Consider the following 22,362-nt stretch of genomic DNA (forward strand, 5'->3'; position numbering starts at 1 on the left):
GATGTTATCCTATAAAGAGCACAAAGCTTTAAAAGACAGGTTTGAAACGCAGTTAAGGGTAGCGATGAACAAGACCGACTTTATGACCGGCTGGTTGCCGAAGAGCGCCACACCCGGGGCCAGCGCCGAGCATTTCGCGCCGAGTAATATCGCTCTGTGCAAATACTGGGGTAAACGCGATACCGAGCTGAACCTGCCGGTCAACGGTTCCCTGTCGGTTTCTCTGGATCACCTGGGCAGTCGCACCCGTGTGGAGCCGATCGATGGCGAAACCGATTCGGTCTGGCTGAACGGTACCCAGCAGCGTGCCGAATCACGCTTCGCTAAACGTGTCTCCACATTTATCGACCTGTTTCGTATCTACCACCCGGAGCAGGCGTTCCGGGTCAGCACCGAGAACAATATTCCCACCGCCGCGGGCCTGGCCTCGTCAGCATCCGGTTTCGCGGCGCTGACCAAGGCGATGAACGATGCCTTTAAACTTGAGCTCAGCGATACTGAGCTCTCCGTGATGGCGCGCATGGGCAGCGGTAGCGCCTGCCGTTCCCTGTTCGACGGTTTTGTCGAATGGCAGATGGGCGTGCGTGAGGATGGCATGGACAGCTATGCCCTGCCGCTGGAGCAGCGCTGGCCCGGCCTCTGCGTGGGCCTGATCCACGTGGATGAGAACGAAAAGAGCGTCGACTCCCGCGCCGGAATGCAGCGCACCAAGGAAACCGCGCATCTGTACCAGAGCTGGCCGATGCAGGCGGCTGCGGATCTGAGCAAGCTGCAGCAAGCCATTGCCGAGCGCGATTTCGCGTTGCTGGGCAGCGTTGCCGAGCAGAACGCCCTGTCGATGCACGCCACCATGATCGCCTCCTGGCCGCCGCTGCTCTACTGGCAGCCGGACAGCGTCGCCGCGATGCAGAAGATCTGGAAACTGCGGGCCGAGGGGCTGGCGCTGTATTTCACCATGGATGCGGGCCCCAACCTGAAGTTGCTGTTCGAGGAGGCCTCCCGAGGAGCCGTAGAAGCTCAGTTCCCGGGCCTCGAAGTCGTCCAGCCTTTCGGTTTTTAATCTTTTCGGTTTTAAACTTAGTTGAACGCATCGGATACCGGGTTTGTTCTGACCCGTCAGCAGCGTGACGTCAAAGATCGCATCGAACTGAGCTACTGGTTATCCACCGCGGCGGGGGCCCGTCGGGTGGATATTCAGGGCGAGGAGGCGGTGTTCTTTATCCTCGCCAGCGATCAGGAGCGAGTCAGCGAGCTGCTGTCTGGTATGAACGGCTGGCGCCTGCGCGAACTGCCGCTGAAGGATCTGTCCCAGCAACCTATCTGTGCGCTTTATTGCCGTAGCCTGGCGCTTTGGCGGCAGGCGATCGAGCGCCTGCAGCAGGCGGGTATCGGGCTGATGGAAGAGGATATCCGCCCGGTGGACCGTTACCTGATGGAGCGCTTCGTCCAGGCGGGCGCCCAGGTGATCGAACGCCGCGACGGCGCAGCGCTGAAACCCGCCGCTTACGATCCCGCTTTTCGTGTACTTTCCATCGATATCGAAACCACCATGCGTGCCGACCGCGTGCTCTCGGTGGCGCTCCAGGGACCCGGGCTGGAGCGGGTGCTTATTAACGGCCAAGGCCCGAATGAGTCCTGGATCGAAAGCTGCCAGGGCGAGCGCCATCTGCTGGAGCGCTCCATCGCGGTTATCAACGAGTACGACCCGGATATCCTGATCGGCTGGAACGTGATTGGTTTTGATCTGCGTGTGCTTGAAGCCCGCGCCAAGGCGTGTGGACTGACGTTCAATATTGGTCGAGTCGATGCAGGTAAAGCCGGTGCAGGCAAAGAGCCTCAGCCGATCCTGGTGGATCGGGCTCAGAACGGACGTTGGTTTGCGCGTATTCCGGGCCGGGTGGTGCTGGATGGTATCGATACGCTGAAAGGCGCGACCTGGCGCTTTGAACGGTACGGCCTAGACTTTGTTGCCCATGAACTGCTCGGGCGCGGCAAGGCGATCGACAAGGTCGATGATCGCGGCGCCGAGATCCAGCGGCTTTATGCCGAAGACCGGATGGCGTTCGCGGTTTACAACCTGGAGGACTGCCGGCTGGTCAGCGAGATCTTTGAGCACGCCGGCCTGATCGAATATCTGATCGAACGGGCGCGCCTGACTGGCCTGCCGTTGGACAAGGTGGGTGGCTCTCAACAAGCGTTCGATAACCTCTACCTGCCGGCATTGCATCGCCAGGGACATGTGGCGCCCCAGTATGCCTCCGGGCGTTCGGATCTGACTATTCCCGGCGGCTTTGTCATGGATTCCCGGCCCGGGCTCTATCGCCATATCCTGGTACTCGACTTCAAAAGTCTGTACCCGAGCATCATCCGCACCTTCAAGATCGATCCGCTGGGATTAGCCCAGGGCTTGATCGATGACGCCAATCCCGACGACCTCGTGCCCGGCTATCACGGCGCTATCTTCTCCCGTTCACGCACGCTGCTGCCCGGCATTATCGAGCAGCTCTGGCAGGCCCGTGACCGCGCCAAGGCAGAGGGCAACGCGCCCCTGTCCCAGGCGATCAAGATCCAGATGAACGCCTGCTACGGGGTGCTGGGCTCCAAGATCTGCCGTTTCTTCGATCAGCGTCTCTCCGGTTCAATCACGTTACGCGGCCATCAGATCCTTAATCAGACTGCGGAGCGGATCGAGGCGCATCACGGTCATCGGGTAATCTACGGCGATACCGACTCGGTGTTTGTCTGGCTAGGCGATGACTGGCCGGATGAGAATACGGCCGAATATGGCCAGCAACTGGCGGCGGAGCTCAATAGCTGGTGGCAGCAGCGGCTGCAGCGGGAGTTCGATCTGGAGAGCGCCCTGGAGCTGCAGTTCGAGGCGCACTACGAGCGTTTCCTGATGCCGACCATGCGCCACAGCGAGAAGGGCACCAAGAAGCGTTACGCCGGTCTAAAACGCAAGGCGAAAGGGCCGAGCGAGCTGGTGTTTCGTGGCCTCGAATCGGTACGCACCGACTGGACCGCGCTGGCGCGGGATTTTCAGCGTGAACTCTATGAGCGGATCTTCCATGATCGCCCCTACCGGGAGATGCTGGAGGAGACGATCAACCGGCTGAAAGCGGGTAAAAGCGATGATGAGCTGATCTACCACCGCCGTCTGCGACAGCCGCTGGATGCCTACACCCATAACCAGCCGCCCCATGTGAAGGCGGCCCGGTTGCTGGAGGCCGAGCGCCGCAGTCGCGGCTTGCCGCCCGCTTATGGCATCGGCGACAGTGTGCGTTACCTGATCACCGTGAATGGGCCGGAGCCGCTGGAGCTGTTGCGCTCGCCGATCGACTACCAGCACTATATCGACAAGCAGTTGCTGCCGGTGGCTGATTCGATACTGCCGTTTATCGGTGAACATTTTGAATCTCTGGTTGCGCCGCAGATAGGGCTGTTCTGAGAGCGTGACGTTTGCTGAGCCTGGCTTGCGCTCCGAAGCTGCAGTCACTGCGTACAAGGATAGAAAGCGGCCAAAACTGCCCGAAGAATGAAAGCGAGAGGCTGATGTACGATCCTGATCGAAACCGCCGCCGTATGGGCCGGCTAATGACACATCTGACCTGGGTCGCCATCCTGGCGATGCTGACGCTGTTCTTCAATAACTACATCGACTCGCGTGAAAACCCCAACGCGGATCTCGCCTATATCAACGGCAGCGACTCCGAGGTGGTGCTGCAGCGCAACCGCGCCGGTCATTACCAGGCGCCGGGGCGTATCAATGGTGAGCGGGTCAATTTCCTGCTTGATACAGGCGCCACGATGGTCAGTGTGCCGGAGTCGTTGGCGGAAGATCTTGGCCTTAAGCGCGGCGCACCGATACAGTCGATGACCGCCAACGGTATCGTTACCGTTTATCGCACTGAGCTGGATAGCGTGACTCTCGGCGGTATTCGGATGAGCAACGTCAGCGCCACCATCAACCCTGGTATGCACGACCACCTGGTGCTGCTTGGTATGAGCTTTATGCAGCATCTGGAGCTGACCCAGCGCGACGGCACTCTGACGCTGCGGGTGCCGGATTAAGTTCCCGCCAAGACACTCCCTGCTCGCCGTTCTTGCGTTCACCGGTCGTTGGACAGAACGCTACAGATCAAAGAAACGTTTGATTTATGCGAGCAAACTCCCGGTTTGGGCTTTAATTCAGAAGGTCCTTAATTACCTGTCGGAGTTTCCAGCAATGAAAAAAATAATAATCTCGACACTGACCTGTCTGTTTCTGCTGCTGAGTGGCTGCGCCTCGGTATCCATGACCTCGCTCGAGGCGGATCGGCAGGCGAAAGAATTTATGGTGGCCAGTGATAAATCCAATATCTACCTGTACCGCAACGAGATGTTTGGTGGCGCCATAGCGATGCCGGTCAGCCTTGACGGCAAAATGGCGGGCCGGACCGGGCCCGAAACCTACTTTCTCTGGGAAGTGGAGCCCGGCGCGCATGAAGTGATCTCCCATACTGAGAATGAAGCGCGGCTCAGGCTCACCACCGAAGCGGGGAAAAACTATTTCATCTGGCAGGAGGTCAAGATGGGAATGTGGACCGCCCGCTCACAGCTCCATGAGGTCTCTGAAGAAGAGGGCAGAGCGGGCGTACTGGAATGCAAACGGGCCGATAGTGATATCTGAAGTTATCGACTTTCCAGCTAAACGAAACTTTTGCTCAGGCCTGGTCATCTGCCAGGCCTGAGTTGTTTTAAGGCTGTCTACTTCTGCGATCTCTTTTCCCTCCAGCGTCTAAGGCGCCTCACCTGCTTGTCAGCTTCATCACAGAATCCCCGGTGCATCGCCTAAGCTGCGAGGGGCATTTCTGCCTAACTGTTTGAAATGACTTTCTACTTTAGTTTCTGGACCAAAAAGTGAATGGGTCGGTGAATCCGGTCGACTTGTTGTGATCGATGTTCCGGTCGATGCTCCTGTCGATGGTTGGGGGAGGGAGGAAGGCGAATGCTCGATGTGGCGATTATCGGTGGCGGACTCTCCGGGCTCTATCTGGCGCAGAAGCTTTGGAGCAGCGGGCGCTCTTTTGAGCTATTTGAGGCTCGAAGCCGACTTGGCGGTCGTATTCTAAGCCGGCCCGTAAAGGGGGCGTTTAACTATGACCTGGGCCCCGGCTGGGTCTGGCCCGACTCCCAACCACGAATCGCGGGTTTGCTTAGCTCTCTGGGGCTGGATACCTATCCGCAATGGGTCTTGGGTGATTCCCTTTACCAGGTCGACCGCGAGATGGCAGCGCAGCGCTATAGCGATCCGGCCACCTATGCCGATGCGCGGCGTGTCGAAGGCGGCACCGTCGCGGTGATCGACAAGCTGGTTCAGCGTCTGCCAGCGGAGCGCCTGCACTGCGCTCATCGCCTTGATGCGCTGACCGATGCCGGAGAGTACATCCTGTTAAACCTGCAGCATCAAGGCATGCAGCGACAGCTGTTTGCTCATCAGGTGGTGCTTTGTCTGCCGCCGCGTCTGCTGGCCGAGCGGGTCGCTTTCAAGCCGGAGTTGGCGCCGTCACTGCAGCGGTTGATGCGGGAGACGCCCACCTGGATGGCCGCGCAGGCGAAAGCGCTGATCCGCTATAAGCACCCGTTCTGGCGGCAGCAGGGGCTTTCTGGTGCGATGCTGTCCGGCTACCCCGGTGCGGTGTTGGCAGAGGTGTTTGATGCCGGGGCCGAGCAGGGCGGTGATGCGGCCCTGTCGGGATTTTTCGCATTACCCGCGGAACTGCGTCGGCGCTGGCGAGACGATCTGGAGGCGCTGTTGCTGGATCAGCTAATACGCGCCTTTGGGCCTGAAGCGGCAACGCCGGAGTCGGTCGAGATTCAGGATTGGGCCGACGAGCCACTGACGGCGACGACGGCGGATGCTCAGCCGTTGAGTGCGCACCCCGATTATGGCCATCCCTGGTTTGAGCTGGATCACTGGAACGACAAGCTTCACTTTTGCGGTAGCGAAACCGCTACGCACTTTGGTGGCTATCTGGAAGGAGCGCTGGAGGCGGCAGAACGGGTTTCCCAAGCGCTCAATCTTAGCGAGCAGGCCTCATCTCTGGGGCCAGAGACAGGAGAGCAGCATGGCTCTGAATATGCCCCTGAATTCACTGCACGATGAACTGGTCGGCTGGCGCAGGCTGACGAAACGCGAATATGACCGGCAGGTAAACCGGGATCTGTCGCGACAGAACTCAGAAGGCCTGTTGAAACGTAACCTCGTCGATGTGCTGCAGCGGGGTTATAACGCTGCGCTGGAAAAGCTTGCTCAGCTGGAAGCAGAGCATGGCAAGGTCGACTCCACCGCCAGAACAGACTCGGTGTTGCAGCCGCTGGAGGGGGCGGCCGAGGAGCTGATCGAATACGCGGTGCAGAAACACCGCACTTCCTGCGCGCTATCCAACTTTCCCGCTGAACATCGCCCCAGTGCCGCCTATATCGCCGAAGCCCTGCAGGCCGTCGGCGTGCAGTGGGATGAGTTTAAACTCAAGCTCGGCGAACGCTAGTTCAGGGTCTGGAGCTGCAGCGCCCAGGGCTCAGTGATGGCTGTCGGGATAGAGCTCTTTCGCTCCCGAGCGCAGCGCAGCGAGCATCTGGGTCAGTGTCAGCGACTCCCGTCGTCCCTGAATCGTGATAATCCCCACCGGCGGCATCTCCAGCGGCAGTTCGATCGGCAGGCGATAAAGCAGGCCCTGGTCACAGAAGTGGCGCGCTACGCTGCCCGCCACATAGCCGATTGCGGGGCGCTGCTGAATGGCGTTGAAGATCGCCAGAAAGGAGGCGGTTTCGATCAGGTCGCTGGGCGGATTGATGCCGTGTTTATAGAACATCTGGTTCAGCTTCACCCGTGACGATGCCCAGGGCGGTGGCACCACCCAGCGATCATCCACCAGGTCTTTCCAGTCTGGTGACTCCAGCTGCGCGGCCGGATGTTCCGGTGAGCAGACCAGACACATTTCTTCATCGTAAAGCGGCTCGGTGGCCAGGTCTGGCGCTGCGTAGCCAGGCTCCAGGCGGCCGACGATCAGGTCCAGCTCTCCGGTACGCAGTTTTGGCAGCAGCCGCTTCAGGTCGCCCTCTTCAATCAGCGCGGTGGAGTGGGGCGAGTGACGCTTCAGCGTCTCTATAGCATGGGAGAGCAACATCGGCATCACCACCACCATGGCGCCAATATTGACGCGGCCGGCGGCGCCGCTGGCCACGGCGCCGAGCTCGTCACAGGTTTTGTCGTAATCCGCCTGCACGGCGCGGGCGAAACGGATAATTGCCTCGCCGTAGGCGGTGGGTTCGGTGCCCTTGGTGGAGCGGATAAACAGCTCCAGTCCAAACATCTTTTCGATCTCGGCGAGCATCTTCGAAACCGCCGGCTGGGTCAGCGACAGGCGCTCGGCCACACGGCCGATATGGCGGAATTCATCCAGCGCCACCAAAAGTTGCAGATGTCTAAGCTTCAGGTTCGACCTCAGAACCCGGTCCAGATCATTCACGCTAACCCCCTGTTTTTATAGCAATAGATGAACTCTGTTTTTGGTATCGGTGAGTTAATCTAACTCTATACATAACCTAATGGTTATGAATGCAGTCGATACTTTCATTTTAAAGTAATGACCCTGCCGCGCATACTCCGCTTTAACCACACTCCGCAAGTGAGTATCCGGAATTAAGGCCAGAGGAAGTTTCATGGCAGAACAGTCCAGCGTGTCTCCGTTGATGAGACTCCACCCCGCAGACAACGTACTGGTAGTACGTCGCGCTGTGTCGCTTGGCGATGAGGTGCCGGAGTTCGGCGTCAAGGTGCGCGCTCAGGTCCCTTCAGGGCACAAAATCGCGGCCCGTCTGATCAAGCAGGGCGAACAGATCTGCAAGTACAACACGGTGATCGGTGCGGCTACCCGCGATATCGAAGCCGGTGAGCATGTTCACACCCATAACATGGAGCTGGTGGACTACTACCGCGATCCCGAGTTCTGCGCCGATGTAAAACCGGTGGATTACCTGCCGGAATCGGAACGTGCCACTTTCCAGGGTTTTGTGCGCCCCGATGGCCGGGTCGCCACGCGTAACTTTGTCGGCATCATGTCGTCGGTGAACTGTTCCGCCACGGTGATCAACCAGATCGCAGCCTACTTTACCCCTGAAAAGCTTGCCGACTATCCGAACGTGGATGGCGTGGTCGCCTTCGCCCAGACCAGTGGCTGTGGCATGTCTTCCCCGAGCTATCACTTCGATGTGCTGCGCCGCACCTTGGCCGGTTACGCCCGTCATCCCAATATGGGTGGCGTGCTGATCGTGGGCCTGGGTTGCGAGCGCAACCAGGTGGCGGGCCTGATGGAATCCCAGGGGCTGGAAGCCGGTAACCTGGTGCGCTCCCTGGTGATGCAGGAAACTCGCGGTACCCGCGCTTCCATCGAAGCGGGTATCGAAGCGATCAAGGAGATGCTGCCGATCGCCAACCAGGTTAAGCGTGAACCGGTCAGTGCCAGCCATCTGAAGATCGGCCTTGAGTGCGGCGGTTCCGACGGTCTCTCCGGTATCTCTGCCAACCCGGGTCTTGGCGCGGCCATGGATATTCTGGTGCGTCACGGTGGCACCGCGATTTTGTCTGAAACTCCTGAGATCCACGGTGTCGAATTCATGCTGACCCGCCGGGCGGTTACGCCGGAAGTGGGTCAGAAACTGCTGGATCGCCTGGCCTGGTGGGAAGAGTACACCCGCGGTCATGCCGGTCAGTTCAATGGTGTTGTAGGGCCGGGCAACCAGGCCGGGGGACTTGCGAATATCTTCGAGAAGTCGCTGGGCTCTGCCATGAAGGGTGGTACCACGCCGCTGCAGGAGGTGTATGAATACGCCGAGCCGATCGACAAGGCCGGGTTCGTGTTCATGGACTCACCGGGGTATGATCCTGTTGCCGTTACGGGACAGATTGCCAGCGGCGCCAACATTATCTGCTTCACAACAGGTCGTGGATCCATGTTCGGGTCTAAACCTGCTCCTACTATCAAACTGACCTCCAACACTCCGGTGTTCGAGCAGCTCAGCGAAGATATGGATATCAACTGTGGTCAGGTCATCGACGGAAAACTGTCTATCGAAGAGATGGGACAGGAGATTTTTGACCATATTCTGCGTGTTGCCTCGGGTGAGCGCAGCTGCAGCGAGAAGCTTGGTCTAGGCGATCACGAGTTTATCCCCTGGCATATCGGTATTGTCAGCTAAATTTTTTGGAGGTGTCACCTTGGCATTCAGCTTCGATCGTCAGGATCTGATCAAATCACAGAACTTCATCGCCGGCCGTTGGCAGGATGCGGTATCCGGCCAGGTTTTCCCGGTGCTCGATCCGGCCGATATGACCGAGATCACCCGGGTTCCCGATAGCGGTGCCGCTGATGCGCAGAGCGCCGTCGAGGCAGCCCGCGCTGCGCTGCCGGCCTGGCGCGCAACACCAGCCAAGGCCCGCGCTGCGATCATCAAGCGCTGGAACGCCCTGATCCTTGAGAACAAAGAGGAGCTGGGAAAGCTGGTCTCCTATGAGCAGGGTAAGCCGCTGGCCGAGGGTATTGGCGAAATCGTCTATGCCGCGAGCTACGTGGAGTGGTTTGGTGACGAAGCTGCCCGCATCACCGGTGAGGTGATCGAGTCTCCGGTAGCCGGTCGCAAAATGTTCGCCGTGCGTGAGCCGGTGGGTGTCGTGGCCGTGATTACTCCGTGGAACTTCCCGGCGGCAATGATTGCCCGCAAGATCGCACCGGCACTGGCTGCAGGCTGCACCGTGGTCGGCAAGCCGGCGGAAGATACTCCGCTGACCTCCCTGGCGCTGGCTAAACTGGCTGCAGAAGCAGGAGTGCCGGAAGGCGTGCTGAACCTGGTTTGCGCCTCCCGCGAGCAAACCCCGGAAGTGGTTGATGTCTGGCTCGACAGCCCGCAGGTCCGCAAGGTCAGCTTTACCGGCTCCACCCCGGTAGGCAAACACCTGGCTCGCCGTTCCGCGGATACCCTGAAAAAACTTTCCCTGGAACTGGGTGGCAACGCGCCGTTCGTGGTGTTTGACGATGCCGATCTGGACGCCGCTGTTGATGGTCTGATGGCGGCTAAATTCCGCAACGGCGGTCAGACCTGTGTCTGCCCGAACCGTGTCTACGTTCAGTCCGGCGTGTTCGACGAGTTCGCCGCCAAGCTGACCGAGCGCGTAGCCGCGCTGAAGGTCGGTCCCGCCACCGAAGAGGGTGTGATGATCGGGCCGATGATCAACGAGCGCGCCGTAGACAAGATTCTCAACCACATCAACGACGCTGTAGTGCATGGCGCCAAGGTGCTGACCGGCGGTCGCCGGGTACGCGAAGAGCTGGGTCCGAACTACATCGCACCGACTGTGCTGGCCAACGTGTCCAACCAGGCCGTGCTCTGCTGCGAAGAGACCTTCGGTCCGGTTGCGCCGCTGTTCTCCTTTGAAACCGAAGCGCAAGTGATCGCCGCGGCCAACGATACGCCGTTTGGCCTGGCCGGTTACTTCTACTCCGAAAACGTCAGCCGCATCTGGCGTGTGGCCGATGCCCTGGAGACCGGCATCGTCGGTATCAACGAAGGCGCGGTGGCTTCTGAAGCAGCGCCGTTCGGCGGTGTTAAAGAGTCCGGTTACGGCCGCGAAGGCTCGATCCATGGCCTCGAAGACTTTATGCAGATCAAGTACCTGTGCCAGGGCAACCTTAAGCAGCAGCCCTGATCGGGAGGGGACAGTACAGTGAGCAATAGCTTTAAACAGGCGCTGGCCAAGGGCGAAGCCCAGATCGGTTTCTGGCTTTCCATGGGCACCGGTTACAGCGCGGAGATGTCGGCGACGGCTGGTTTCAACTGGCTACTGATCGACAACGAGCATGCGCCCAACGATCTGAACAGCACGCTTGCCCAGCTGCAGGCAGTTGCGCCCTATTCAAGCCATCCGGTGGTCCGCGTGGTTCAGGGCGATGCGCCGGGTATCAAGAAGATGCTGGATATCGGCGTGCAGACACTGCTGGTACCAATGGTCGATACCGCCGAGCAGGCGCAGCAGATGGTCTCCTTCACCCGTTACCCGCCAGAGGGGATTCGCGGTGTTGGCGCCGCCGTGGCGCGTGCGTCTCGCTGGAACGGCATCAAGAACTATGTGCACCAGGCCAATGACGAGGTCTGTCTGCTGGTTCAGGCCGAGACCGTAACCGCACTGGAAAATCTCGAAGCGATCTGCGCCGTGGACGGCGTCGATGGTGTCTTTATCGGTCCCGCCGATCTGGCGGCGTCCATGGGACACCTGGGCAACCCCGGTCATCCGGATGTGCAGGCCGCTATTGAAAAGGCGATCAAAACGATCGTCGCATCCGGCAAGGCTGCTGGAACACTGACAGGCGACGCGGCTCAGGCGCGTCGGTTCCTGGAGCTGGGAGCCACCTTCGTGGCCGTAGGGCTGGATGTCACCCTGATGATGCAGGCCACCCGGGCTCGGGCGGCTGAATTCGGACTGGGAGAGGCGCCTGAAGCAACCAAAGGGCCGTATTGATACGGTCCCTGATCGAGTGACGGGCCGCGACAGGGCGGTCCGTAAAGCGAAAAGCAGATAAGCGAATAACTAAACCCCGCAAGAATAAAAAGGAAGGACCATGAAAAAAGCGATTACAGCATCCGTTCTTCTGGCGAGTGCATTGACCTCCGGAATGGCACTGGCCGAATACCCCACCAAGCCGATCACCATGGTGATTCCTTATAACGCTGGCGGCGGTACCGACGTTCTGGCGCGTGCGCTGCAGCCGGCGCTGGAGAAATCCCTGGGACAGACCATCGTGGTGAATAACATCCCCGGTGGCGGCGGTATCCTGGGCTTCACCAAGGTAGCTACCGCCAAGGCGGACGGTTACACGGTGACCATCCCCAATAACGTGATCTTCGCTACCGAAGGCATGGGTAATGCCACCTACAAATCCACCGGTTTCGATTACCTCGGTAACGTGCTGACCGAAGACTACGTGGTCGCCGTGCGTGCCGATGGTCCCTGGCAGACCTGGGATGAGCTGGTTGAGGATATGAAAGCGAACCCGGGTAAGGTGAAGTTTGGCTTCTCCGGCTACGGCGGTTCCACCCATGTGGCCAGCGCCATCCTGGCGCGTAACGTCGGTTACGAAGTGAAGCAGATTCCGCACGATGGCTCCTCTAAAGCGGTCGTTGCCGCCATGGGTGGTCATATCGATGCGCTGATGCTGAACCTGGGTGACCTGGCTTCCGGTCTTGAGTCCGGTAAGCTGCGTCCGCTCCTGTCTCTGGGTGAGAAGCGCATGGAAGAGTATCCGGATGTACCGACCCTGAAAGAGGAGGGCGGTGAGCTACTGCTGACCAACTGGCGTGGCGTTGCAGCACCGGCGGGCGTCAGTGATGAAGTGAAGGAAGCCTGGGGCGAAGCGCTGAAAGCAGCTACCAGTGATCCTGCCTTCGTCAAGGCGATCGAAGCCCAGGGCGCGACCATCGATTACGTGGCACCGGGCGAAGAGCTGGACCAGCGTATGCAGGGCCTGGCCAAGGAGTTCATTGAAACTGCACAGGAACTCAAGCAGTAACAGAGAGGCCCGGCCAGATGGCCGGGCCCGGTTTTTAACGGGTTGGATGCAGATATGTTAAGACTCAAAGAGCAGCAGATTTTCTATCTGCTGTTGATCGTGGCGGCAGGCTATTTTCTCAGCATGGCTCAGGCTATCCCCACCGGGATGGGCGTAAAGGGGGATCCCGGCGCGGGATTTTTGCCGTTCTGGATCAGTCTCCTGATCATCCTGTTGACCGGCTATCTGCTGATTAAGGATCTCTTTTCGGGCGAGGAGGGTGAGAGCCAGCCGATCGGCCTGAAAGAGGCGTTTGCTCTGGTGATTACGCTGGCGGCCATCGCCGGGTATATCCTGCTGCTGACCCATGTGGGCTTCCTGATCAGTACGCTGGTGTTCCTGTTTGGGTTCCGTTTGCTGGTGGATAAGTTCATCAGCGGGGCAAACCCGGGTCTGCGTTCGATTCTGGCGTCTGCGCTTTTTTCCGCGGTGTCTTCAGGTTTTATCTACCTGGTGTTCGCGGTCATATTTGAGCTGTCATTGCCCTGAGCGGCATAGAGGAGTTGTTGTATGCTCGCTAACTTCGCCGATGCGGCAGGGTTGTTTTTCAACTATCAGATTTTCCTCGCCATCGCTTTCGGTACCCTGCTGGGTCTGGTCTTCGGCTCGCTGCCGGGCCTGACCGCCACCATGGGTATTGCGTTGCTGCTGCCGCTGACCTTCGGCATGGAGCCGGTTACCGGTATCGGTATGCTGCTGGGCGTGTATTGCGGTGCTATTTCAGGCGGCTCGATTCCCGCCGCGCTGCTGAATATCCCCGGTACACCCTCCTCGGTGGCGACCACCCTTGATGCCTTCCCCATGGCGCGCAACGGTGAGCCGGGCCGGGCTCTGGGGCTGTGTATCGTATCCTCCTTTATCGGTGGCCTGATCAGCGTTGCCGTATTTGCCTTCATGTCACCGATCGTGGCGGATGTAGCGTTGAAGTTCAGCGCCATCGAGTACTTCGCTCTGGGCCTGTTCGGTCTGACGATTATCGCGTCCGTATCCGGCGATTCCATTATCAAGGGGCTGGTCGCAGGCCTGATCGGTGTACTGATCTCGCTGATCGGTATCGACTCCCTCACCGGTATGGTGCGCCTGACCGCAGGTATCCCCGAGCTGATCGGCGGTGTGGATTTCATGCCGGCGCTGATCGGTCTGTTCGCGCTGTCGCAGATTATCCGTGATGTGACCTCGGACGACGCGACGCTGAATGCCGAGAAAAAGGTACGTATCTCCAACGCCTATCCGCGTGTGCGTGAAACCCTGAGCAAGTGGAAGGTGTGGCTCAGTAGCTCGTTGATCGGCTCCATCGTGGGTGCGATCCCGGGTGCTGGCGGTAGCATCGCCTCGTTCCTGGCCTATGACCAGGCCAAGCGGATGTCCAAGACTCCGGAGAAATTCGGCAAGGGCACACCGGAAGGTGTGGTGGCCTGTGAGTCCGCCAACAACGGTATGACCGGCGGTGCGCTGATTCCGATGATGACCCTGGGTATCCCCGGTGATGCTTCCGCGGCGATCCTGATGGGTGGCCTGCTGATTCAGGGCCTGCAGCCTGGTCCGATGCTGTTTCAGGAACAGAGCAATATCGCCTACGGCATTATCATCGCCTTCCTCATTGCCAACATCTTCATGTTCAGCTTCCAGTCGATCGGCATCAAGCTGTTCGTGCGGGTGCTGCAGATTCCGCGCTCCTACCTGATGCCGTTCATCATGGTTATGTGCATCCTGGGTTCCTACGGTATCAGCGGTACGCTCAGCTCCGCCTGGATTCTGCTGTTCTTCGGTGTGTTCGGTTATTTCCTCAACCGCTTTGGATTCAGCGCGGCGCCGGTGGTGCTGGGGATGATCCTGGGTTACATGGTGGAGTCGAACTTCCGTCGCGGCATGACCATGTTTGAAGGCGACTGGACGGTGTTCTTCAGCCGCCCGATCAGCCTGACCTTCCTGATTCTGTCAGCTCTGTCTATCGGCTTGCCCCTCTACCAGCGCTATCGCAAGGCGAAAAAACAGCGCGAGTTGAAGGCTAGCGAAGCTTAATACCTGGTCCCGAAGTAGAAACCAAAATCCCGGTCTGAGTGCCGGGATTTTTTGTCTGTGACAGGGGCTTTAGAGGGTTGCAGCGCTCAGACGCGTTCCATGCCGGTCTGGTCGGTCATGCCTGAGATATGCTCCGACAGACGTGTCACCGCGTGCTCTATCTCCTGCATACCGTCGCTGACCAGCGCAATCTTGGCGATCTCGTTTTCCAGGCTCTCTTTCACTGTGTCGATCTGACCGACAATGCTGCCCATCAGGCTGGCGTTGGTGGAAACGATCGTCTTGATCCGGTCGGTGGTCTGCTGGCTGCGCTGGGCAAGATTACGAACCTCATCGGCAACGACAGAAAAACCGCGCCCGGCGTCGCCTGCCCGAGCCGCTTCAATGGCCGCATTGAGTGCGAGCAGGTTGGTCTGTGCAGCGATCTCTTCGATCGCTATGGCCATCTGATGGATAGAGTCGGCATTGCTGCTTAGCTCCTCGATCACACCGGCGACGCTGCCGACCCGCTGGGTGACCTTGTCCGAGGTTGTCACTGCTTCCGATAGTGTCTGCTGGGCGATCTGGGTGATCTGCGAGGTCTCTTCGGAGATGGTAGCCGCAAAGGTGATATTTTCCTCCTCCTGACGTACTCGCTCGGAGATATCTGCCGCGACCTTAATGATCTTAACAACCTGCTGGTTTTCATCGAAGACCGGGTTGTAGGAGGCCTCCAGCCAGATCGATTTTCCCTCTGCGTTCAGGCGTTCGTACTTGCCGCTGCGGAATTCCCCCTGGGCCAGCTCGCGCCAGAAGTGGGGGTGATCACGGTAAAACTCGTCGCGGCAGAACATCCGGTGATGTTTGCCGGCAATCTGCTCCAGCGTATATCCCATCACGCCGAGAAAGTTTTCGTTGGCGTCGAGTATGGTGCCGTCCGGTGTGAACTCGATGATCGCCTGGGAGCGGTCTATAGCGCAGTAGATGGAATCGCGGTCATTGGCATGTATAGTCAGTTCGGTTACATCGTTGCCGAGCTTGATCACCTGGGTGACCTCGCCCTCGGCATTTTTCACCGGGATATAGGTCGCCTCGATATAGATGCGCTGGCCAAGCCGGTTCAGACGCTTGAAGGTTCCCCGCAGCGGTATGCCTGCGGCGCGGTCGCGCCAGAACTGCGCATACTCCTGGGTGCCTGAGTAGCCTGCATCGCAAAAATGCGATGGTGCTTGCCAAGAACATCAGCTCGATCGTATCGGGTGACGTCTAGAAAAAGCTCGTTGCAGTCGACTATCAGCCCGTCCGGGCTGAACGCTATGTAGGCTACCGACGCCTTGACCGCGTTAAGGATATTGGTGAGTTCTCCGCAGGAGAGTTCGAGCTGTGCAAGGTGCTGTTGCGACTGGCTGGTCTTGCGAGCGGTTGAAAAAAGCATAGGCCACCAACACGTTGATAATGAACGTTACGAACAAGTCTTGTACAGATGGTCATCAGTGCCTGATCGAATTGGCGTATTGAAATCAGGCGATGCCAGGCAGGTATTTAGAGGGGGTAGACCTAACTCTGGACCGGTTTTGATAATTATTATCATCTACTATAGAGCGATTCAACAAATACTGCGAGCCCTGCACTCTAGCCAGGAGAGGGGGCTTTCAGCATGTTTGGCTGGTGCTTTCGGCGCGACTCGTTAAGCCTCCTCACATCGTCAATGAATCTACAGCACCAGCAGAGATGGCGATGCACTCTTGTCTTAACGGCTAAAGTGTCTCTATGAGGTCTTTTTGCACGTTGTGCCACCAGGTGGTACGCCTGCCCGGAATCTGTTCTTCACAGCGTGAGTGCAGCGTTAGACTCAAACTGACCTGCCACGAATTAACCTCAAACCGCGAAATCGCATCGGTACGGGCGGGTGACTACATCACTGCAACAGGGCACAAGCCAACCGGCAATCACCCTGTGCACTGAGGGTATCTACGTAAATGGGCTCGATACCCAAACAAAATAATAAATACAGACAATAAAAAGGGTCAAAAATGGCTTTTCTAACTGGCAAGTACAGGGCTAAAGCCCGTTCCAGCACGGTTCTCGGCGCATTGATCGGAGGCTTGGCTTTTGCTCCATTGGCTTTGGCTGAACGCCCCAATATCGTTTTGATCGTTGCAGACGATATGGGATATACCGATCTCGGGGTGACCGGCGGTGAAATCGATACACCGAATCTGGATCAGATGGCCCAGCAGGGGCTGTTGATTTCGGACTTTCAGGTGACGCCGCAGTGTTCGCCGACACGCTCGATGATGCTCTCCGGCACCGATAGCCATCTGGCGGGCATGGGGCAGATGGCCGAGTGGAAAAAGGCACCGAATCAGCAGGGGCAGCCAGGCTATGTCGGCTACCTGCGAGACGATGTGATGCCGATCTCGGAAACCCTGAAAAACGTCGGCTACAACACTTACATGGTCGGCAAATGGCACCTGGGGCTGGATGAGCCGCACATGCCTCACAACCGAGGTTTTGAACAGTCGTTTGTTCTGCTTCAGGGGGGGGCGAGTCATTTCGGCACCCAGAAGGGCTACACCCCGGAGAAGCCTATCGCGCCCTACCGGGACAACGGCAAAGAAGTCGAGTCACTGCCGAAGGACTTTTTCTCTACCGACTTCTATACCGACAAGGTGATCGAGTATATCGACGCGGATAGAAACGGCGATAGCAAAGAGGACAAGCCGTTTTTCGCCTACGTAGCCTACACCGCCCCGCACTGGCCCTTGCAGGCACCGGACAGCTGGATCGACAAGTACAAGGGGCGCTACGACCAGGGTTTTGAGGCGCTGGCACAAGAGCGCAGCGAGCGGGCCAAAGCGCTTGGTCTCTTCCCCGAAGATGCCGCTCCTTATGCCTTTACACCACTGAAAATTCATAACGCCTGGGACTCTCTGTCCGACGAGCAGAAAGCCGTATCAAGCCGCAAAATGGAAATTTATGCGGCGATGGTGGCGAACATGGATTTCAATATCGGTCGCCTGCTGCAACATCTGAAAGAGATCGGCGAGTACGACAACACCCTGTTTGTGTTTATGTCCGATAACGGACCGGAGGGCGGCAATCCCATCAACATCTGGAAACGCTACGGTGAGCAGGTAGCCGCTGACTGGAAGGCGACCTACGACCTGAGCCTGGAGAACCTGGGCCGGCCGAACTCGTTCGCGGCTTACCAGGAGTGGGCGCAGGCCAGTGCGGGACCCTTCCGCGACTTCAAGGGCACCGTCACCGAAGGCGGTATCCGCTCGCCGCTGATCGTGAAATACCCCGGTGGCGTGATGGGCAAGGTGAACACCACGGCGCTGACCACGGTGATGGACCTGGCGCCGACATTCCTTGATGTGGCCGGTGCCGAGCATCCGGCGACCTACAACGGCATCAAGATCTATCCGCACAAGGGTAAGTCACTGATGCCGATGATCAGGGGCGAAGCCGAGGCGGTGCACTACAGCGACTATGCGGTGGGTGTTGAAATCGACGAGAAACAGGCGCTGCGCAAGGGTGACTGGAAGCTGGTGTGGGTTAAGAAGGGACCTGTCAAAACAGATGGCTGGCAGCTGTTCAATATTGCCAGTGATCCCGGTGAAACCACTAACCTGGCCGACGCGAACCCCGACAAACTTGCCGAGATGAAGCAGGAGTGGGAGCGCTACGTGGCTGAGAATGGCCTGGTCATCGCGGAGTGGCCGGAGCAAAACTGATCGCCCGCTAATGAATACCCCGGCGTCAGTCTGGCGCCGGGTCTCTTCCACAGCAAAGCCGTCTCGCAGAAGAGGGCTGACGGAGTAAGTCTGGCTAGGCCGAACCCATGCGCCGCTTCGCCCTTGCGGATACACCGTTGCGCAGTGCCCAGCGCAAGGAGGGTGCAAGCAGGTGCATGCCTGACTGGATCGCCTTGCGTCGCAGCGGACTGAGCTTGATACCCGCCATCTCCAGCCCCCAATCCGGCAGCAGATCCACCCCGGCTCGCGCCATCATGTAACCCACAGGTTTGGTGACTGCGTTCGGTGTCGGTGCCGTCAGCAGTAGCCGCAATACCTCGGCGGTGCGTTCATTGAAACAGAGCTCCGGCCGCATCCTTTCGATATAGGCTTCGATATCCTGCCGCGTGCGGGGGACATTTTGCGCCCCCAGCGCCTCGGCAATCAGCGCCACTTCGTCGAAATAACGATCCTGCTCGGCAAGGCTCAGCGTTGGGTCGCCATAGCGCAGGTAACCCGCCATAAAGCTCCGCACCTCGGCCACATGCACCCAGGTCAGCAGTTCCGGATCATTGGCGGAGTAGGGACGACCGTCCGGCGCGACACCGGTCACTTTGCCATGAATCTCACGCACAAGATCGATCAGCCATTCGGCGTCTTTCTGCGCGGCAAAGGTGGTGCCGGCGATAAACTGGCTGGTGCGGCGCAGGCGGCCGATCATATCTTCGCGAAAGGTGGAGTGATCCCAGACACCGGCCAGGGCCAGCGGGTGCAGCATCTGTAGCATCAGTGCGCCAATGCCGCCGCAGAGCATGGAGGGAAAGTCCGCATGGACGGTCCAGCAGACGCTGCCGGGGCCAAACAGGCCGGGGTCGCCTTTCGGATTTTCGTAGTCGATCTGGTTAAGGGCAAGCCCGGTGATGCTGAAAACCTGTTGCTCGATACGCTGCCTGATAAATTCCATGCCGTGCGAGGCCCAATAGAAAGGATTGGTTACTCTTAATGCCAGCAGGGCGCGGGGTCAATAGCCGCAAAGAGTAGCGCCCCAATGGGGGCGCTGAGAGGTTAGGAGATCAAGTGTCGGTGAAATTACTCGCCGTGTAGCAGAAAGATCACCAGGCGGCGTGGGCCGTGGGCGCCCATCTGCAGTTTCTGTTCGATATCGGCGCTGCGTGAGGGGCCGGTGATCAGGTTGACCGTGCGCGGCATGCTGCCGCCTGTGGCCTGTCGCAGCATCTGCCAGGCATCCTCGTAGGGGCCGACGATGGTGCTGGCGCGCAGCACGACCAGATGGGTATCGGGCAGGAAGTTCAGCGTGGTGGGGCTCTCTTCGCCGGAATAGAGCATCAGGGTACCGGTCTCGGCGATACCGCAGAAGGCGCTGGTGAGACTCGCCTCATCGCCTACCTGGGCTACTCGCTCTTCGCGCACCAGGGTACCGTTGCCGGACCATTCCAGGTTGTTGATCTGCTCATCGCTGGCGGTGACCAGGTGGGCGATGCCGTTCTCCTGTGCCCAGTTCTCGATGGCGCCCGCCAGCTCCGCTGCGCTATGCAGCTCGATCAACTCCGCCGCCGCTTCATCAGCCATATCGATAAACAGTCGCAGCAGTTCGTCAGCCGGTAGCTGCGCTCGCTGCGGAATCAGGTTGCGCTTGCGGGCATCGAGCCGTGCCTGAACCGCAGCACGCCGTGCCGAGTCATCGCTGGGTACATGCAGCCCGCCGCGGATACGGTTGAAAATATCGGCCTTGCTCATCGGTTCTGCTCCTTCCACTGCTGCATGAAGGTTTTGCCGCTCGGTGCCGGCATATCACGGTGATCGGTCCAGGCGCTGGCCAGCGGCAGCTTGCTGGTACGTCCTTTTTTGCCGGCCTTGAGGCGCAGGAAGCGGTTACCTACAGAGGCGAACAGGCGATAGAGCTTGGGCCTTGTGGCGAAGAAACTCCACACTGAAAGCCCGCTGCGCACACTGGTGGGGCTCAGGTGTTTCTCGTACTCCTTGTCGCGCCAGTGACGCATCAGCTTGGGCAGTGGAATACGCACCGGGCACACCTCTTCGCACTTGCCGCAGAAGGTGGATGCGTTGGGCAAGAGGCCTGCGTTTTCGATGCCCACCATCTGCGGCGTCAGTACCGATCCCATGGGGCCGGGGTAGACCCAGCCATAACTGTGGCCACCCACGGCGCCGTATACCGGGCAGTGGTTCATGCAGGCGGAGCAGCGGATGCAGCGCAGCATCTCCTGAAACTCCGAACCGACCATATCGCTGCGGCCGTTATCCACCAGCACCACATGGAAGTTTTCCGGGCCGTCCTGATCGCCGGGGCGACGCGGCCCGGATGACAGGGTGTTGTAGACGGTGAACTCCTGGCCGGTGGCGGAACGTGCCAGCAGGCGCAGGAACAGGGTCATATCCTCCAGGGTCGGCACCACCTTCTCGATGGAGGAGACGACGATATGGGTCTTCGGCAGCGTCTGGGTCAGATCGCCGTTACCCTCGTTGGTGCAGATGATGGTGGAACCGGTCTCCGCCACCAGAAAGTTGGCGCCGGTGATACCCACGTCGGCGGCGACGAAGTGCTTGCGCAGCATCTCCCGCGCTTCGCGCATCAGGTGGGCCGGGTCGTTGCTTTTCGGCCGCTTGTGATGCTCGTGGAAGGCATCCGCCACATCCTCGATATTGAGGTGGATCGCCGGCGCAATGATATGGCTGGGGTGATCCTCGCGCAGCTGCAGGATGTATTCGCCGAGATCGGTTTCCACCGGGGTGACGCCGTTCTTTTCCAGGTAGTCGTTCAGGTCGATCTCTTCGGTGACCATGGACTTACCCTTGGTGACCGTTTTCGCATCCTGATCCTGGCAGATCTCAAGGATGGTTTTGCGTGCATCCTCGGCGGTGCGGCACCAGTGAACGGTGCCGCCGTTGGCGACCACGTTTTTCTCGAACTCCTCCAGATAGAGGTCCAGATGCTCGAGAATATGATTTTTCAGGTCGCGGGCTTCATCGCGCAGCTGGTCGAACTCCGGCAGGCGGGCGACGGCAGCAGCGCGTTTCTGCGGGAAACCAGCCTTCAGGTTACCCAGTGCGCGCTGCAGGTTGACATCTTCCAGCGCGATGCGGGCGTTCTGTTTGAACTCGGGGCTTTTAATCTGCATGGCTCAGCTCCTCTTCTCTGCTTCGCCGATGGCCGCTTCCCCAATGGCTGGAGTGTTGGCCATATCAGCCAGTATCTCGACCACGTGGCGGGCCTGGACATTCACTCCTTCACGCTTGAGCTTGCCGGCCATATTCAGCAGGCAGCCCAGGTCGCCGGCGAGCAGGGTGTCGGCGCCGGTGGCACGGATGTTCTCGCTCTTGTTGCCGACCATGCGGTTGGAGATATCCGGGTATTTGACGCAGAAGGTGCCACCGAAGCCGCAGCAGGTTTCTGACTCTTCCATCTCGCAGATCTGCACGCCGGGGATCTTCGACAGCAGTTCGCGGGGCTGGCGTTTGATGCCGAGCTCGCGCAGGCCAGAGCAGGAATCGTGATAGGTCACTTTGCCGCTAAAAGAGCTGGATAGCTTGTCCGTATCGAGATGCTGCGCCAGGAAGCTGGTGATCTCGAAGGCGCGTGACTTGAGATCCAGGGCACGCTGGTGCCAGGGATCGCCCTCAGCGAACAGCTCCGGGTAGTGGTGCAGCATGCCGATGCAGGAACCGGAGGGGCCGACCACATATTCAAAGCCATCGAACGCCTCGATGGTCTGGCGCGCAATCGCCGCGCTGTCGTGGCGATCACCGGAGTTGAATGCCGGTTGGCCGCAGCAGGTTTGGCGTTCGGGAACCTCAACGTCGAAACCGGCCATCTCCAGCAGTTTGACGCTGGCGAAGGCGACTTCGGGGCGGAACATATCGGCCAGACAGGTTACGAAAAGGCCGACCCGGGAACGGGATGATGCCATGACAGGTTTTCTCTTATTAGCTGTTATTAGACG

19 protein-coding genes and 1 pseudogene are annotated in these 22,362 nt (G+C 59.1%); 13 read left to right on the plus strand and 7 right to left on the minus strand.

Going from position 1 to position 22,362, the window contains the following annotated elements:
* Positions 1 to 64 precede the first annotated feature (64 nt).
* From mvaD to CLV83_RS11235, 6 genes are all read left to right on the plus strand, one after another.
* Entirely contained in the window at positions 65 to 1,060 is a 996-nt protein-coding gene (gene mvaD / locus CLV83_RS11210) for a diphosphomevalonate decarboxylase (RefSeq protein ID WP_132291938.1), read from the plus strand.
* A 21-nt stretch (positions 1,061 to 1,081) separates the two neighbouring features.
* Positions 1,082 to 3,448 carry a DNA polymerase II gene (locus CLV83_RS11215; RefSeq protein WP_132291941.1) on the plus strand — a complete coding sequence of 789 codons (2,367 nt, stop codon included), beginning with the start codon at positions 1,082 to 1,084 and terminating at the stop codon, positions 3,446 to 3,448.
* 104 nt (positions 3,449 to 3,552) lie between these two features.
* Positions 3,553 to 4,071 carry a retropepsin-like aspartic protease family protein gene (locus CLV83_RS11220; protein WP_104003315.1) on the plus strand — a complete coding sequence of 173 codons (519 nt, stop codon included), beginning with the start codon at positions 3,553 to 3,555 and terminating at the stop codon, positions 4,069 to 4,071.
* 154 nt (positions 4,072 to 4,225) lie between these two features.
* Entirely contained in the window at positions 4,226 to 4,669 is a 444-nt protein-coding gene (locus CLV83_RS11225) for a DUF2846 domain-containing protein (protein ID WP_132291944.1), read from the plus strand.
* Between the two features lie 318 nt (positions 4,670 to 4,987).
* The gene (locus CLV83_RS11230; RefSeq protein ID WP_132291947.1) at positions 4,988 to 6,145 is read left to right on the plus strand and encodes a flavin monoamine oxidase family protein; all 1,158 of its coding nucleotides are present in this window, start codon (positions 4,988 to 4,990) and stop codon (positions 6,143 to 6,145) included.
* A complete protein-coding gene (locus tag CLV83_RS11235) occupies positions 6,108 to 6,530 on the plus strand; it encodes a hypothetical protein (RefSeq protein ID WP_132291950.1) in 423 nt (140 codons plus the stop codon). Before CLV83_RS11230 ends, CLV83_RS11235 begins: the two co-directional genes overlap by 38 nt.
* A gap of 30 nt (positions 6,531 to 6,560) precedes the next feature.
* Here the strand turns inward: CLV83_RS11235 and CLV83_RS11240 are convergent, their stop codons facing one another.
* Positions 6,561 to 7,511, minus strand: a complete 951-nt coding sequence (locus CLV83_RS11240) for a LysR family transcriptional regulator (protein ID WP_132291953.1) — start codon at positions 7,509 to 7,511, stop codon at positions 6,561 to 6,563.
* A 193-nt stretch (positions 7,512 to 7,704) separates the two neighbouring features.
* On the opposite strand from CLV83_RS11240, the gene CLV83_RS11245 reads away from it, so the two are divergent.
* From CLV83_RS11245 to CLV83_RS11270, 6 genes are all read left to right on the plus strand, one after another.
* Positions 7,705 to 9,240 (plus strand): UxaA family hydrolase, encoded by a 1,536-nt coding sequence (locus CLV83_RS11245; protein ID WP_132291956.1) that lies wholly within the window; start codon positions 7,705 to 7,707, stop codon positions 9,238 to 9,240.
* Between the two features lie 19 nt (positions 9,241 to 9,259).
* Entirely contained in the window at positions 9,260 to 10,744 is a 1,485-nt protein-coding gene (locus CLV83_RS11250; RefSeq protein WP_132291959.1) for an NAD-dependent succinate-semialdehyde dehydrogenase, read from the plus strand.
* A gap of 18 nt (positions 10,745 to 10,762) precedes the next feature.
* Positions 10,763 to 11,554 (plus strand): 4-hydroxy-2-oxoheptanedioate aldolase, encoded by a 792-nt coding sequence (gene hpaI / locus CLV83_RS11255; RefSeq protein WP_132291962.1) that lies wholly within the window; start codon positions 10,763 to 10,765, stop codon positions 11,552 to 11,554.
* A 100-nt stretch (positions 11,555 to 11,654) separates the two neighbouring features.
* Positions 11,655 to 12,602 carry a tripartite tricarboxylate transporter substrate binding protein gene (locus tag CLV83_RS11260; RefSeq protein WP_132291965.1) on the plus strand — a complete coding sequence of 316 codons (948 nt, stop codon included), beginning with the start codon at positions 11,655 to 11,657 and terminating at the stop codon, positions 12,600 to 12,602.
* 54 nt (positions 12,603 to 12,656) lie between these two features.
* Positions 12,657 to 13,130, plus strand: coding sequence for a tripartite tricarboxylate transporter TctB family protein (locus tag CLV83_RS11265; protein ID WP_132291968.1), 474 nt, complete (start codon positions 12,657 to 12,659; stop codon positions 13,128 to 13,130).
* 21 nt (positions 13,131 to 13,151) lie between these two features.
* Positions 13,152 to 14,663, plus strand: a complete 1,512-nt coding sequence (locus tag CLV83_RS11270; protein ID WP_132291971.1) for a tripartite tricarboxylate transporter permease — start codon at positions 13,152 to 13,154, stop codon at positions 14,661 to 14,663.
* A gap of 86 nt (positions 14,664 to 14,749) precedes the next feature.
* Here CLV83_RS11270 and CLV83_RS22905 read toward each other — a convergent pair whose 3' ends face one another.
* A complete protein-coding gene (locus tag CLV83_RS22905) occupies positions 14,750 to 15,199 on the minus strand; it encodes a methyl-accepting chemotaxis protein (protein WP_424399126.1) in 450 nt (149 codons plus the stop codon).
* A gap of 90 nt (positions 15,200 to 15,289) precedes the next feature.
* Positions 15,290 to 15,718, minus strand: a pseudogene (locus CLV83_RS22910) (PAS domain-containing protein); the annotation flags it as partial.
* A gap of 957 nt (positions 15,719 to 16,675) precedes the next feature.
* Here CLV83_RS22910 and CLV83_RS11280 point away from each other — a divergent pair.
* Complete coding sequence (locus CLV83_RS11280; protein WP_132291976.1) at positions 16,676 to 18,382, plus strand: arylsulfatase; 1,707 nt, start codon at positions 16,676 to 16,678, stop codon at positions 18,380 to 18,382.
* Positions 18,383 to 18,476: 94 nt separating this feature from the next.
* On the opposite strand, the gene CLV83_RS11285 is transcribed toward CLV83_RS11280, so the two are convergent.
* The 4 genes from CLV83_RS11285 to CLV83_RS11300 form a co-directional block, all read right to left on the minus strand.
* The gene (locus CLV83_RS11285; protein WP_132291979.1) at positions 18,477 to 19,346 is read right to left on the minus strand and encodes an oxygenase MpaB family protein; all 870 of its coding nucleotides are present in this window, start codon (positions 19,344 to 19,346) and stop codon (positions 18,477 to 18,479) included.
* A 125-nt stretch (positions 19,347 to 19,471) separates the two neighbouring features.
* The gene (locus CLV83_RS11290) at positions 19,472 to 20,140 is read right to left on the minus strand and encodes a LutC/YkgG family protein (RefSeq protein WP_132291982.1); all 669 of its coding nucleotides are present in this window, start codon (positions 20,138 to 20,140) and stop codon (positions 19,472 to 19,474) included.
* Positions 20,137 to 21,540, minus strand: a complete 1,404-nt coding sequence (locus CLV83_RS11295) for a LutB/LldF family L-lactate oxidation iron-sulfur protein (RefSeq protein WP_132291985.1) — start codon at positions 21,538 to 21,540, stop codon at positions 20,137 to 20,139. The genes CLV83_RS11290 and CLV83_RS11295 overlap by 4 nt, the downstream gene beginning before the upstream one ends.
* Positions 21,541 to 21,543: 3 nt before the next feature.
* Positions 21,544 to 22,329 carry a (Fe-S)-binding protein gene (locus CLV83_RS11300; RefSeq protein WP_132291988.1) on the minus strand — a complete coding sequence of 262 codons (786 nt, stop codon included), beginning with the start codon at positions 22,327 to 22,329 and terminating at the stop codon, positions 21,544 to 21,546.
* Between the last annotated feature and the right edge of the window lie 33 nt (positions 22,330 to 22,362).

This window comes from Marinobacterium mangrovicola, from assembly GCF_004339595.1.
GTDB lineage: Bacteria > Pseudomonadota > Gammaproteobacteria > Pseudomonadales > Balneatricaceae > Marinobacterium_D > Marinobacterium_D mangrovicola.